Annotated in this window: 12 protein-coding genes and 2 rRNA genes; 5 read left to right on the plus strand and 9 right to left on the minus strand. The window is 63.4% G+C overall.

Going from position 1 to position 12,739, the window contains the following annotated elements; all coding sequences use genetic code 11:
- Positions 1 to 74: 74 nt before the first annotated feature.
- The 3 genes from HWX53_RS15620 to HWX53_RS15630 all read right to left on the minus strand — a co-directional run bounded on the left by HWX53_RS15620 (position 75) and on the right by HWX53_RS15630 (position 3,755).
- Positions 75 to 542, minus strand: a complete 468-nt coding sequence (locus HWX53_RS15620; protein WP_175942273.1) for an HU family DNA-binding protein — start codon at positions 540 to 542, stop codon at positions 75 to 77.
- Positions 543 to 744: 202 nt separating this feature from the next.
- Entirely contained in the window at positions 745 to 1,503 is a 759-nt protein-coding gene (locus tag HWX53_RS15625) for an endonuclease/exonuclease/phosphatase family protein (protein ID WP_175942275.1), read from the minus strand.
- Positions 1,500 to 3,755 carry a VTT domain-containing protein gene (locus HWX53_RS15630; protein ID WP_244140143.1) on the minus strand — a complete coding sequence of 752 codons (2,256 nt, stop codon included), beginning with the start codon at positions 3,753 to 3,755 and terminating at the stop codon, positions 1,500 to 1,502. Before HWX53_RS15630 ends, HWX53_RS15625 begins: the two co-directional genes overlap by 4 nt.
- Before the next feature lie 307 nt (positions 3,756 to 4,062).
- Here HWX53_RS15630 and HWX53_RS15635 point away from each other — a divergent pair, with 307 nt between their 5' ends.
- The 4 genes from HWX53_RS15635 to HWX53_RS15650 all read left to right on the plus strand — a co-directional run bounded on the left by HWX53_RS15635 (position 4,063) and on the right by HWX53_RS15650 (position 6,666).
- The gene (locus HWX53_RS15635) at positions 4,063 to 5,091 is read left to right on the plus strand and encodes an aldo/keto reductase (RefSeq protein WP_175942279.1); all 1,029 of its coding nucleotides are present in this window, start codon (positions 4,063 to 4,065) and stop codon (positions 5,089 to 5,091) included.
- A gap of 105 nt (positions 5,092 to 5,196) precedes the next feature.
- Entirely contained in the window at positions 5,197 to 5,811 is a 615-nt protein-coding gene (locus HWX53_RS15640) for a LysE family translocator (RefSeq protein WP_175942281.1), read from the plus strand.
- 299 nt (positions 5,812 to 6,110) lie between these two features.
- Positions 6,111 to 6,281, plus strand: a complete 171-nt coding sequence (locus tag HWX53_RS15645; RefSeq protein WP_175942283.1) for a hypothetical protein — start codon at positions 6,111 to 6,113, stop codon at positions 6,279 to 6,281.
- A 223-nt stretch (positions 6,282 to 6,504) separates the two neighbouring features.
- Positions 6,505 to 6,666, plus strand: coding sequence for a DUF1328 family protein (locus HWX53_RS15650; RefSeq protein ID WP_044042785.1), 162 nt, complete (start codon positions 6,505 to 6,507; stop codon positions 6,664 to 6,666).
- 75 nt (positions 6,667 to 6,741) lie between these two features.
- Here the strand turns inward: HWX53_RS15650 and HWX53_RS15655 are convergent, their stop codons facing one another.
- Positions 6,742 to 7,827, minus strand: a complete 1,086-nt coding sequence (locus HWX53_RS15655) for an MBL fold metallo-hydrolase (protein ID WP_175942285.1) — start codon at positions 7,825 to 7,827, stop codon at positions 6,742 to 6,744.
- Between the two features lie 400 nt (positions 7,828 to 8,227).
- On the opposite strand from HWX53_RS15655, the gene HWX53_RS15660 reads away from it, so the two are divergent.
- Positions 8,228 to 8,494, plus strand: coding sequence for a hypothetical protein (locus HWX53_RS15660; protein ID WP_244140126.1), 267 nt, complete (start codon positions 8,228 to 8,230; stop codon positions 8,492 to 8,494).
- 9 nt (positions 8,495 to 8,503) lie between these two features.
- Here the strand turns inward: HWX53_RS15660 and HWX53_RS15665 are convergent, their stop codons facing one another.
- The 5 genes from HWX53_RS15665 to HWX53_RS15685 all read right to left on the minus strand — a co-directional run.
- Positions 8,504 to 10,288 carry an IlvD/Edd family dehydratase gene (locus tag HWX53_RS15665; protein ID WP_175942288.1) on the minus strand — a complete coding sequence of 595 codons (1,785 nt, stop codon included), beginning with the start codon at positions 10,286 to 10,288 and terminating at the stop codon, positions 8,504 to 8,506.
- Between the two features lie 115 nt (positions 10,289 to 10,403).
- On the minus strand, positions 10,404 to 11,402 hold the full coding sequence (locus tag HWX53_RS15670) for a LacI family DNA-binding transcriptional regulator (protein WP_175942290.1): 999 nt from the start codon (positions 11,400 to 11,402) through the stop codon (positions 10,404 to 10,406).
- A 47-nt stretch (positions 11,403 to 11,449) separates the two neighbouring features.
- Positions 11,450 to 12,097, minus strand: a complete 648-nt coding sequence (locus HWX53_RS15675; protein ID WP_175942293.1) for a hypothetical protein — start codon at positions 12,095 to 12,097, stop codon at positions 11,450 to 11,452.
- Positions 12,098 to 12,263: 166 nt separating this feature from the next.
- Positions 12,264 to 12,377: ribosomal RNA gene (rrf, locus tag HWX53_RS15680) — 5S ribosomal RNA — on the minus strand.
- Positions 12,378 to 12,517: 140 nt separating this feature from the next.
- Positions 12,518 to 12,739: ribosomal RNA gene (locus tag HWX53_RS15685) — 23S ribosomal RNA — on the minus strand; the annotation flags it as partial.

Raw genomic sequence — 12,739 nt, forward strand, 5'->3', positions numbered from 1 at the left:
AAAGAGGCCAGCTTTCCGCGAGGAAAGCTGGCCTCTTCAGGCACCGACGGATACATCGAGCGCGATTCTGGAACTTAGGCTGCTGCGTCCTTCAGCTTCTTCAGCGCGCGTGCCTTGATGCGCACGCTTGCGGGCTTGGCCGGGAACCAGCGCTCTTCGCCGGTGAACGGGTCTTTGCCGAAGCGCTTCTTCTTCGCCGGAACGGCTTGCGCGGAAATCTTCAAGAGGCCCGACAGTGTGAATTCGCCCGAACCCTTCTTGTGAACGGAACCGAGAATGGTGTCTTCCAGCGCGACCAGCACGGCCTTGACTGCCTTCACATCCACTTCGGCGCGCTCTGCCAGATGCGCGGCCAGCGATGCCTTCGTGAACGTGTCCTTGACCGGTGCGAAGGTGCCCGGCGTCTTCTTGGCGGCAACCGTCTTGCTGGCTACTTTCTTCGCGGCAACCTTCGTGGCTGCTTTCTTGGCCGGTGCGGCGGTCTTTGCCGTGGCCTTCTTGGCCGTGGCTTTCTTAGCAGCGGTTTTAGCGGAAGTCGGCATGTTTCTCCTACCTGTTTGGTCGTTGATATCGAATACGTCCGCACCGATGCGTGCGTATCACGCCGGATTCTACATACGCCAGACGCGTTCGTGCGAGTCTTTTGCGTTTTTATATCGTTTTTTCAGGGCTTTTCGTGACATGCGTGGCTTGCTGCTGACACGTACATGCATCGCAGAAGCATCGCTTCCGCTTGCACATGCATCAGCCGCCGTTCGACGAAGCGTTCGCGATATGCGCGATGAGCGGATAGTGATCCGATGCGATGCGCGAAAGCCGCGTGCGATGCACATCGACGCGCATGAGCCGCTCGCCGGGATGCACCCAGATGCGATCGAGCGCGAAGAGCGGCCAGCGCGTCGGAAATGTGCGCAGCGCGCTCGCACGATGAAAGTGCGTGACGAGGCGCCGCAGCGTGCGGCCATAGACGAACCATTCGTTCAGATCGCCGAGCAGGATCACGGGAAGCGCGGGCGTATCGAAGCTCTGAAGCACCTGTTCGACCTGCGCGCGACGCTCGCTCGATGCGAGTCCCAGATGCGTCGCCACGACGCGCCATGTTTCGCCGCCGCAGTCGATGTCCGCATCGAGCGCGCCGCGCGGCTCGCGGCTGCCGAACGAAAGATCGAGCGTACGTACCGCCTGCACCGGATATCGCGTGAGTACGGCGTTGCCATAGCGGCGCTCGGGGGTATCGAGCGTCGGGCCCGGCACCGCATGCAGGTTCGTCATGCGTTGCAGCAAGTCCAGCACGTTCGGCGAACTGCGGCCGCCTAGCGGCACTTCCTGAAGCGCGAAGATGTCCGCGTCGATCTCGGCGATCACTTCGCCGATGCGTTCCGGCGCGAACTTGCCGTCGATGCCCACGGCGCCATGCACGTTGTACGTCGCGATGCGCAGTTCCTTGGCGCGCGCCGCGGTCGCGCTTTCGATGTCGATTCCGGCGTCGTGCATCAACGTCATGAGCTGACCTCGTCGTGGCTTCGGGGCGTCGCATTCGCCGATGCATTCGGCGCCGCATCGCGCGGCATCGCGTTGCGATCGCGCAGGACGCTTGCACGCGCCGCCTCCTCGCTTGCGCGCGCTCTGTCTTCGTCGCTCGGCGCGCCTTCGTGCACGACCTCTTCCTTCGGATCGGCGCGGCCCAGAAAGCGTTGCAGCAGGATCGACACGGCGATCAACACCGCGCCGATGCCGATCAGCACCGCGAACGAGCCGACTGTCGGATGCCGCAGCGAAGCGATGAGCTGATGCGCGAACGCGACCGTCAGCACAATGCCCGGTCCCATGCCGAGCAGCGTGCCGATGAGAAAGTCCCGCATGCGAATATGCGACGCGCCCGCCACCATGTTCACGATGGAAAACGGCGCAACAGGCAGCAGCCTCAACACGACCACCGCGACGATGCCGCGCTTGGCGACGCGTTCGGAGAGCCGGTTCACGCGCGCGCCCGCGAGCTTGCGCACCGCATCGCGGCCGAGCCATAGACCGAGCAGATACGAGACGGCGGCCGACGCCATGGTGCCTGCGAATGCGTACACGCAGCCCCATCCCGCGCCGAACACGAGGCCGGTCGTCGCAATGAGCAGCGTAACGGGCACCGAAACGACGGCCGCCGCCGCGAAACACAACACGATCCATAGCGGCGCGAGCGGCAACGCGTCGATGCGCCGCGTCGCGCTCGTGAGCGACTTGAGGTTCACGTACTCGCCGAGCGGCGTCCAGTGCCATGCAGCCGCCACGCCGACCGCCAGCAGCGCGAGCACGCCGAGCAGCGCGAAGCGGCCGATGAGCGGCCGCGTCTTTTCGGCGGGCACGAACTGATCGACGAGTTCATCGGCGGCAATGGGCGTTTCGGGATCGATGAGCGCGTCGGGCGGAATGAGCTGATCGAGTTCGCGCGACACCACGGGATCGAGCGGCACCAGCGTGCGGTGTTCGTCGCGATCGCGCGAAAGAGCCGTGATCGCCGCATTCAGGCCGCCGCGTGCTTCGCGCTCCCGGACGACATCCTCGACTTCGCAGCCGAGATGTTCGGCGAGCAGCGTGTCGCGCATCTTCGCAATCGCGCGGCGGATGCGCGCGTCGGCGCCCGCATCGATCGATACGTTGCATTCGCTGTCGAGCACCATCGAGCGATTGTTCAGATTCGCCGAGCCGACGATGAGCAGGTCGTCGTCGACGATCATCAGCTTGCTGTGCACGTTGACGATCTGCTCGCCGAGATCGGGCACCGTCGGGCACAACAGACGATAGCGGCCGTGCCGGTCCGCCTGCTTCAGAAGCGCGTGCAAACGGGCGCGCAGCACGCCCATCGTGACTTCCTGAAGCCAGCCGCTCTGATTGCGCGGCACCACGATGGCGAGATCGGGACCGTCCTCGCGCGCGAGCGAATCGGAGAGCGCCGCGCCGATGGAGCCCGACGTGAAGTACTGGTTCTCGATATAGATGCTGCGCCGCGCACGCGCGATGGCGTCGAGGTATTGCGTGCGGATCTGCTGCACGGCGGGGCGTCCGAGATACGCGGGTTCGGTGAGCGAGAGCGCGATCTGCACATCGTCGATGTCCACCGCGCGCGAAGGCGGCCAGGGATCGCCTTGCGACGCCGCGCGATGCGCACGGATCGCAAGCCGCCTGCCGCATGCGCGCGACCAGCGCTCGCGCGCAAGCAGGCCGACTTCTCGCGCGGCGTCGCCATCGAACATGGAGTGGACATCGTGAAACGGCTGATACGCGGTACCGTTCGCGTCGCGCCGATGCGGGTCCGCCGGCGCATGCGCGGGCGTGTCCCAGCGCGAGCGCGTCAGGTCGAGGCCGCCCACGAACGCGAGCCGGTCGTCGATCACGACGACCTTCTGATGCTGCGAGCCGCCGAGCGGATGCTTGCCGTCCATCTGGAACGCGACGCGCCGATGCGTGCGCCAACCCATCTTGTAGACGGGCAGCCATTCGCGCTCGAAGGCGTACAGCATCGCGAAGTCCCACGCGAGGATGTAGATGCGCAGCCGGCGCTTCTCCGCCGCGATGGCATGCAGGAAGTCGCCGAGCGCTTCGGGATAGCCGTCGTTCGCGCCTTCGGGCGTGAGCTTCATGCGGCTGTCGATGTCCCAGCCGAGAATGAACACGGTGCGTTCGGCGCGCGTGATCGCCTCGCGCAACACGCGAAAATAATCCGACCCGTCGATGAGCAGGCTGAAGCGGTCCGCATGACGCACGCTTGCGCAGTTGCGTCCGGGCTCGAAGAAGGATGCGCCGAGGTCGTCGGTCGTCGTGGCGTTCGCACGGGAAACGCCCGTGGATGTGTCGTTCAAATGCTCTCCGTATCAGAAGGCATGCGCAAGGGGTCTCGCGTCAGCAGTTTGCAAGCCGCATGCCCGCGAACCGCAGCGGCCACAGTCGCCGCTGCGCGCGAACGGCGCTTGCGGTAGTCTCGTCAATCGACGTTATCGACGTTATCGGCGTTCACTGCAACGCGTGAACGACATCCTTCTTCAACGCAGAGTTCAACGACAAGGACACGCAATGGAATATCGACACTTAGGCGCTTCCGGCTTCAAGGTTCCGGTGCTGAGCTTCGGCACCGGAACGTTCGGCGGCAAAGGCGAATTCTTTCAGGCCTGGGGCGAGACCGACGTGAGCCAAGCGCGCCAGCTCGTCGACATTTGCCTCGATGCGGGCGTCACCATGTTCGACTCCGCCGACATCTATTCGCACGGCTCGTCGGAATCCATTCTCGGCGAAGCGCTCAAAGGCCGGCGCGACAAGGTGCTCATCTCGACCAAAGCCACCTTTCGTTTCGATGCGGACAATCCCAACAGCGTCGGGTCCTCGCGCTTTCATCTCATCAACGCGGTCAACGATGCATTGAAGCGCCTCCAAACGGACTACATCGACCTGTTCCAGCTGCATGGTTTCGACGCGAAAACGCCGGTGGAAGAGACGCTTTCCACGCTCGACGATCTCGTGCGCGCGGGCAAGATCCGCTATACGGGCGTATCCAACTTCTCGGGCTGGCATCTGCAGAAATCGCTCGATGTCGCGGACCGTTATGGGTATCCGCGCTATGTCGCTAACCAGACGTATTACTCGCTGATCGGCCGTGACTACGAATGGGAACTCATGCCGCTCGGTCTCGATCAGGGTGTCGGCGCTGTCGTCTGGAGTCCGCTCGGCTGGGGGCGTCTGACGGGCAAGATCCGGCGCGGACAGCCGCTGCCCGAATCGAGCCGGCTGCACAAGACGGCCGACATGGGCCCGCCCGTGCCCGACGAGTATCTGTACCGCGTCGTCGATGCGCTCGACGCGATCGCCGCGGAAACCGGCAAGACCGTGCCGCAGATCGCGCTCAACTGGCTGTTGCAGCGTCCGACGGTGGCCACCGTGCTGATCGGCGCGCGCAACGAGGAACAGCTGAGGCAGAACCTCGGCGCGGTCGGCTGGAACCTGACGGCCGAACAAGTCAAGCGGCTCGACGAGGCGAGCAAGGTGCGCCCTGCGTATCCGTACTGGCATCAGGAAGGCTTCTCGGAGCGTAATCCTTCACCGGTGTAACGGCCGGCGCGCGCCGTACCGGGATTCATATGCGCATCTGTACCGGTACTGTACAGATGCGCGCTCGTACACTGACAGCAATCGACCTTCCATTCGGATTGCGCCATGTCCTCTACTCTCCTCAGCGCCCTGCCCGCTGCCGCGCTTTTCGCGCTCGTCATGAGCATCACGCCCGGCCCGAACAACACGATGCTGCTCGCCTCGGGCGTCAACTTCGGTCTGCGGCGCACGGTGCCGCATGTGCTTGGGATCAGCGCGGGCGTGGCGCTCCTGATGCTGGCCGCAGGCTTCGGTCTTGCCGAGGCGTTCGGCCATCTGCCGTGGCTTTATACGGTGCTGGAAACCGCGAGCGTCGCCTACTTGCTGTATCTCGCGTGGAAGATCGGCACGTCGTCGTCCGTGCAGACGCGCGACGGCGAGCGTCGCCCGATGCGCTTTCACGAAGCCGTCGCGTTCCAGTGGGTCAATCCGAAAGCGTGGATGATGGTGCTGACTGCCGCGACCACCATTCATCTGCACGCGAGCCTTTCGCTGAATGCGGCGTTCATGGCGCTCGTGTTCATCGTGATCGGCCTGCCGTGCATCACGGCGTGGGCAGCGTTCGGCGTGTCGCTGCGGCGCTTTCTCGCCAATCCGCGACTGTTGCGCCTCTTCAACCTGACGATGGCCGCGTTGCTTGTGCTGTCGCTGTATCCGATCGTCGCGCATTTCTTCGAATGACGCTCGTCTTGAAACGCGAGCCCCGGCGGCAATAAAGCGCTTTGCCGCGACGCAGGACCGGCGCATACTCGGCGTACGCGCCGGCCAGGCAAAACTTGCCGTCCCGCTTGCAAGAATGGGACGGCATTTTTCTATCCGCGTCTCTGTCAGACTGCCAAGACGATCGCGCGCAACGTCCCGTAAGCGATCCTTTAAGGCAGCTTGACCTGCCGCTTCATAGCCGATGCGGCATGCCGGTCTGCTCGTTCTTCGCGCCATATGCGATGGCGCGGCCTCGCAATCCGTTCAAGGAGTACGCCATGTCTGGAGCCAACCGCCCATCCGGTCCCGCCACGCGCAAAGCCCTCGACCTCGCCGATCAGATCGAGCGCGACGAATTGGAGAACCACTTGCTGGATGCGCAAAGCCGCGTCGACGACGACGACGAAGACGACGAGGAAACCGACTCCGATCGCACGCCGGGACGTTAGCCCGCTGACGAGCGCGCCCGACGCCGCAATGCCCTTTCGCACGGGGCGTTGCGGCGTTTTCGTTTCTGCGGCCGGCACATCCGCCGAATTAGGCACAGCGGTTGCTTTGACCCTCGTGCCGCCAAACCCTGAACAAAAGCGCGGCACGACCGATGAGCGAAGGCGGCAACGGTTTCAGTCCGCATGCAAATCGAACTACCAACCGAACCCCGTAGGAGGCCTCATGCTCCGTTACGCTGCAATTTTTTTCATCATCGCGATCATCGCGGCCGTTTTCGGCTTCGGCGGTATCGCAACGGGCGCGGCGGAAATCGCCAAGATCCTGTTCTTCATCTTCATCGTGATTTTCCTCGCGACTCTGCTGCTCGGCGTGTTCAGGCGATGACGATTGGTTCATCGCATGCGTTGCAATCGGAACGCGCGGGCCGGATGGCCCGCGCGTTTTGCAAAGTGCCTATTGCTACGGTGTGCTTACGGATTTCTGCGCGACCGGCGCATCGAGACGAAGCGTTTGTCCATGCATGAGTACCGTGAAAGCGTCGGCGGGCAGACGTGCTTTTCGAACCGCTTCTGCGAGACGACGCGGCGGCTCGTCCAGCGGTTCGTCGGTAAGTTCGAATGTGCCCCAGTGGACGCCGATGGCCCGCTTCGCATGAATGTCCTCGAAGATGCGCACGGCCTCTTCGGGATCGACGTGCTGCGCATGCATAAACCAGCGCGGGTCGTAGGCGCCGACGGGAATCAATGCGAGATCGAAGCGGCCGAAGCGCGCGCCTATGTCTCGAAAGTCCGGCGAATAGCCGGTGTCGCCCGCGAAGAAGAACGAATAAGGACGCGCCGATCCCGGCGGTGTCTTGACGACCCAACTGCCCCATAAGGTCTCGGCGCGATCGAACGGCGTGCGAGCCGACCAGTGTTGCGCGGGCGCGAACCAGATATCGAGGCCGGCGGCGTGTGTTTCATCGCCCCAATCCAGCTCTTCGGCGTTCGTAATGCCGACGCTCGTCATCCACGCTTTTACGCCCATTGGAACGAGAAAACGCGGCGCGCCTCCCGCTTGACGGTTCAGCGCCTCGACGCTCGCTTTGTCGAGATGGTCGTAGTGATTGTGCGAAATCAGCACGACATCGATATGCGGAAGCTCATCGAGCGTGAGTCCGGGCGGCGTCTTGCGCTTCGGCCCGATGAATGTGAACGGCGAAGCGCGCTCGGAAAACACAGGGTCGGTCAGCACGTTGACGCCGTTTATCTGCACGAGTGCAGTCGAATGACCGATCCAGGTGAGCGTATCGACGCTTCGGTTGGACTTGAGGAACGCAACGTCCGGACGCGCAACAGGAAAGCGATAACCCTTTGCGGGCGGCTTCGGCAATCCCTGCGTGAAGCGTTGCCATTGCCACTTCCAGAATGATTCGCGCGGCAGATGGCCGTAGTTGTTTTCGAAGCCCGACGACGTGTGCTTCGCGTGATGCAGCGGCTGCGGTTCGTTGGACGTTGGCTTCGCTTCGTCACCCGCGGCATGTCCTCCGGCGGCGCAGCCAGTCATGAGCGCAAGCGTACAGACAGCCATACGCACGTATGGCTTGACGAAACTGGCAGCAGCATAGGCGAAGCGCATGTCGTGATCTTGAGATGAGATTTCCGCATTGCTCATTCGTTCATACGGAATGTAGAAAGGGAGGCGATGCCGCAGTTGGCAACGCGTCCACGCGAACGACACGGTAGACGCCAGCCCCATGAACAAAGGCTCAGGAGCAATATGCGCGCCCTCGGCCCGCTTCTTGCCTATGTCTGCGGCGCTGATCTCAGCGACTCAAAGAACCAACAGCGGCGCGCATGCAGGATCGCGCAGTACGCCAGCAATACACGGGGGCCCCATGGGCAGCAGCAAATACAGAAGTCTCGCGTCACGCACGTTCAACCCACAACTTCACCCGATGCACGCGATGCTGGTTTCGCGCAGCGCGTCGCATATTGCAAGCGCGTTCACGGAAACCGGACGCGACGAAGCCCTTGCAGAAGGCATCGCCGCTGTCATCGCGCATTGCGGACACGCAGGGCTCGGGCTCTTTCTCGCGGCCGTCTGGCACTGGCTCGACGAGCGCGATTACTACGACGCAGCGGACGCGGTGCAGGACTACATCGAGAAGGGCAAGATGCCGAAGCTCAAGGCCAAGCCACAGACCGCGCGCCCGCGTGACGCGCGTCTGTGACCTGACTGCTCAGTGCGAATGCCGCGGATTGCCGCGCGTTTCGATGACCTTCAGGTAGAGCGTCGCGGGCTCGAGACATCCGCCCGTCGATAGCTGACCCACGGTCTGCCGATAAAGCTCCTGCCACGGCGTTTGCGCGACCGGCACGGCAAACGCCGCGTCCTTGCTGCGGCTTTGCAGTTCCGCTTCATCGATCAACACGTTGACGGAGCGCGCGTTCAGATCGACGCGTATGCGGTCGTTGGTGCGCAACAGCGCGAGGCCGCCGCCGACCGCTGCTTCCGGCGACATGTTGAGAATCGACGGACTCGCCGACGTGCCGCTTTGCCGGCCATCGCCCATGCACGGCAGGGAATCGACGCCTCGCTTGATCAGCTCCGCAGGCGGCGCCATGTTGACCACTTCCGCGCTTCCCGGATAACCCACCGTGCCGCAGCCGCGAATGACGAGAATGCAGTGCTCGTCGATTTCGAGCGACGGGTCGTTGATGCGGGCGTGATAGTCCTCGGGGCCATCGAAGACAATGGCACGCGCTTCGAACACGTTCTCGGCGCCCGGCTCGCTCAGATAGGTCTTCCGGAATGCCTCGCCGACCACCGACATCTTCATGATCGCGCTGTCGAAGAAGTTGCCCGACAGGACCATGAAGCCCGCGCCGTGCATCAGCGGTTCGTCGGCGGTACGGATCACGTCCTGATCGGCGACGGGCGCTTCATCGGCGATCTCGCCGATCTTGCGGCCGGAAACGGTAAGGCAATCGCGACGCAAAAGCCCCGCTGCATCCAGTTGACGCAGCACGGCAGGCACTCCGCCCGCGCGATGGAAGCTTTCGCCCAGATATTCGCCCGCAGGCATGCAGTTGACGATGAGCGGAATCTCTTCGCCGTAACGCTGCCAGTCTTCAAGACTCAGTTCGATGCCCATGTGCCGCGCGATCGCGATCAGATGCGGCGGACAGTTGGTCGATGCGCCGAGCGCGGACGCCACGACGATCGCGTTGATGAACGCATCGCGCGTCATGATCTTCGACGGGCGCACGTCCTCTCGCACCATGTCGACGATGCGCTTGCCCGTTGCGTACGCCATCTGTCCGCGCTCGCGATACGCGGCGGGAATGCTCGCGCACGTCGGCAAGGACATGCCGAGCGCTTCGGCAAGGCTGTTCATCGAGAGCGCGGTGCCCATCGTGTTGCAGTGCCCGATGGAAGGCGACGAAGCCGTCGTCAGGCGCATGAAGCCTTCGTAGTCAATCTCGCCGGCCGCGAGCAAATTGCGCGCATGCCAGATGACCGTGCCGGAGCCGACGCGCTTGCCTTCATACCAGCCGTCGAGCATCGGGCCGCCGGAGAGCACGATCGACGGCATGTCGACCGTTGCCGCCGCCATCAGGCAGGCGGGCGTGGTCTTGTCGCAACCGGTCGTCAGCACGACGCCATCCAGCGGAAAGCCATGCATGATCTCGACGAGACCGAGATAAGCGAGATTGCGATCCAGCGCGGCGGTCGGGCGGCGGCTCTGCTCGGCGAGCGGATGCACGGGGAATTCCATCGGAATGCCGCCCGCATCGCGAATGCCGGCTTTCGTGCGCACCGCAAGCTCGATGTGATGCCGATTGCACGGCGCAAGGTCGCTGCCGGTCTGCGCAATGCCGATGATCGGCCGCCCGGATTGCAACTCTTCGCGCGTGAGACCGTAGTTCATGAATCGCTCGACGTACAGCGCGGTCATGTCGGCATGCGAAGGGTCGTCGAACCATTCCTGACTGCGCAGGCGGCGGGGTGTCTGTTGGGACATGGCGTCTCTCTCCGTGGGGTTTGCTCTCGCGCTCTCGCGTTCTCGGCGCGCAAGCCCGGTATAGTTACCGGTAACATCGAAGCATGTTAGCACGCATTCGCGCGACGTCTAAGGCTCAGGCGCTCTCTCGCGCCAGCACCTGATACGCGATCCGCACCCGCTTGCTCGCGTGCTTGACGGCGCCCTGTTCGCGTTCTTCGAGCGCGGCCAGCAATACTTCGCCCGTGCGTAAGCCGATGCCATACGCATCGACGGATACGGTCGTGATCGAAGGCGTGCAACATGCCGCGACCTCGAAGTTGCCGAAGCCGGCCACCGCGATGTCGCGGGGCACCGAAAGCCCACGCCGGTGACACTCCATTATCGCGCCAAAGGCCGACATGTCGCTGACGCACATCACGGCCTGCGTGTCCGGCCACGCGGCGAGCAGCGACGCGATGGCGGGTCCGCCGTGGCTCATCGTAATCGGCGATTCCCCGAGACGCACGACGCGTTCAGCCTCGAGACCGAGCGCCTTCATCTCCATGCGAAAGCCCTTGAGGCGGTCGAGGCCGCGTCGATCGAGTTCGCTCGCCCCGCCCACGAAGCCGATGCGCTGATGGCCGCGCTCGGCGAGATAGCGCACCATCTCGCGCGCGGCGTTGACGTTGGAAAAGCCGACCGCGGCATCGATGGGATCGCCCGGGAAGTCCCACATCTCGACGACAGGCACGCCTGAGCGGCGCAGCAAGGTGCGCGTCGCATCCGTATGACGCGAGCCGGTCAGCGCGATGCAGCGCGGCTGGTGCCGCAGCATCGAGCGAATCAGGCTCTCTTCGCGGTCGAGGTGATAGTCGGTGTCGCCGATCAACAATTGCAGGCCGTGCGGCTCCAGCGCGGCGGCGAGGCCGCGGACGGTATCGGAAAAGTTGGAACTGGCAAGCGACGGCACCATGACCGCGACGAACTCGGAGCGCCCGGAGGAGAGCGCGCCTGCGGCGGCATCGGCCACGTAGCCGAGTTCGTCGATGGCCTGCTGTACGCGTTCACGCGTCGCCGATGCAACGCTATGACCCGCCAGCACGCGCGACACCGTCATCTTCGACACGCCCGCAAGCCGCGCGACGTCCGACATGCGCGGCGGGACGCGAGGGAAATCTTCGGTAGGAGCAGATACGTTGCTCAATCGACCCTCACCCAGCCGTCCGGACGCTGCTCGAGCGTGACGTGCAGCTTCGTTTCGCCGGCTTCGCGGTCGGCGGCGGTGAGGTCGGAAAACGCGCGCTTGATGTCGCGGTCGTCGGCCCACGGCGCGACGTTGTCGAGCTTGTACGTGTAAGTGACGTCGGAACGATGCGTGGTCGGGTCGGGCTCCGTCCACGCGGTCACCTTGTCCAGCTTGACGCGCGCGTAACAAATCATCGAGACGCGGGATTCCGCTGTGGCGTTGGGATCGCCCGCCTGGCGCACGGTTTCCGTCGCATACTTCTGGCCCTCGCCCGTCAAGCTGTAGGTGACGCCGTCCTGCTTTGCATTGGCGTTGGCGGGCGCCGCGGCAGCAGTGCGCGCGATCAAGCCGCTCTTTTCCAGCGCCGCCAGTTGCTCGCGCAAGGCCGCGGCGGAATATTCGTTGAGATCGCGATTGCTATAGGTAGACGGAAACGTGAAGGGACCCCGGCCGCTGCGATTCAGGCATAGCAGGCCGCGGTTGGTCTTCATGTCAGCGGAAATAGCATCGCCCAAGGTGGACTCGCTCGCATCGTTCTTTTTGCCACAGGCCGCAGCCAACAGCACGACGCTGACAGCGGCGATCAACAGGCTCGTTCTCATGTGCGCTCCGGTGGTATCGGCGTAGTAGTACACCTGCCGATGCCATTCTACCGACAGAATTGTCGCCTCCGGGAAGCGTCGGCGTCGGGACTTTTGCTAAATCGTCCGCCCCAAACGCAAAAACCCCACCTTTGCGGGGTGGGGTTTTTGTTTTGAGCAAGGGGGAGCCTGACGATTACCTACTTTCACACGGGCAATCCGCACTATCATCGGCGTGGAGTCGTTTCACGGTCCTGTTCGGGATGGGAAGGGGTGGGACCGACTCGCTATGGTCATCAGGCTTTAAGGGGATGTTGTCTCGCCTGTGGGGCGCTACAACCAATCGGGGAAGAAGTAGTTGTTTGGGTGGCGATTGTGGGCACAGTCGCTACTCAACCGGTGGCGCACCCGCTTCGGGGTGGCTTAAAACACACCAGTTATAGGATCAAGCCTTACGGGCAATTAGTATCAGTTAGCTCAATGCATTACTGCACTTACACACCTGACCTATCAACGTCCTGGTCTGGAACGACCCTTCAAGGGGCTCGAAGCCCCGGGGACATCTCATCTTAAGGCGAGTTTCCCGCTTAGATGCTTTCAGCGGTTATCTCTTCCGAACATAGCTACCCGGCGATGCCACTGGCGTGACAACCGGTACACCAG

This window comes from Caballeronia sp. BCC1704, assembly GCF_902833455.1.
In the GTDB taxonomy this organism is placed as follows: domain Bacteria; phylum Pseudomonadota; class Gammaproteobacteria; order Burkholderiales; family Burkholderiaceae; genus Caballeronia.

Excerpts from the sequence above, each read along its gene's own strand:
- HWX53_RS15620 (WP_175942273.1), bottom strand. The coding sequence starts at position 542 with ATGCCGACTTCCGCTAAAACCGCTGCTAAGAAAGCCACGGCCAAGAAG.
- HWX53_RS15635 (WP_175942279.1), top strand. The coding sequence starts at position 4,063 with ATGGAATATCGACACTTAGGCGCTTCCGGCTTCAAGGTTCCGGTGCTG.
- HWX53_RS15660 (WP_244140126.1), top strand. The coding sequence starts at position 8,228 with ATGCTGGTTTCGCGCAGCGCGTCGCATATTGCAAGCGCGTTCACGGAA.
- HWX53_RS15655 (WP_175942285.1), bottom strand. The coding sequence starts at position 7,827 with ATGACTGGCTGCGCCGCCGGAGGACATGCCGCGGGTGACGAAGCGAAG.
- HWX53_RS15645 (WP_175942283.1), top strand. The coding sequence starts at position 6,111 with ATGTCTGGAGCCAACCGCCCATCCGGTCCCGCCACGCGCAAAGCCCTC.
- HWX53_RS15665 (WP_175942288.1), bottom strand. The coding sequence starts at position 10,288 with ATGTCCCAACAGACACCCCGCCGCCTGCGCAGTCAGGAATGGTTCGAC.
- HWX53_RS15640 (WP_175942281.1), top strand. The coding sequence starts at position 5,197 with ATGTCCTCTACTCTCCTCAGCGCCCTGCCCGCTGCCGCGCTTTTCGCG.
- HWX53_RS15670 (WP_175942290.1), bottom strand. The coding sequence starts at position 11,402 with ATGTCGGACGTCGCGCGGCTTGCGGGCGTGTCGAAGATGACGGTGTCG.
- HWX53_RS15625 (WP_175942275.1), bottom strand. The coding sequence starts at position 1,503 with ATGACGTTGATGCACGACGCCGGAATCGACATCGAAAGCGCGACCGCG.
- HWX53_RS15650 (WP_044042785.1), top strand. The coding sequence starts at position 6,505 with ATGCTCCGTTACGCTGCAATTTTTTTCATCATCGCGATCATCGCGGCC.
- HWX53_RS15675 (WP_175942293.1), bottom strand. The coding sequence starts at position 12,097 with ATGAGAACGAGCCTGTTGATCGCCGCTGTCAGCGTCGTGCTGTTGGCT.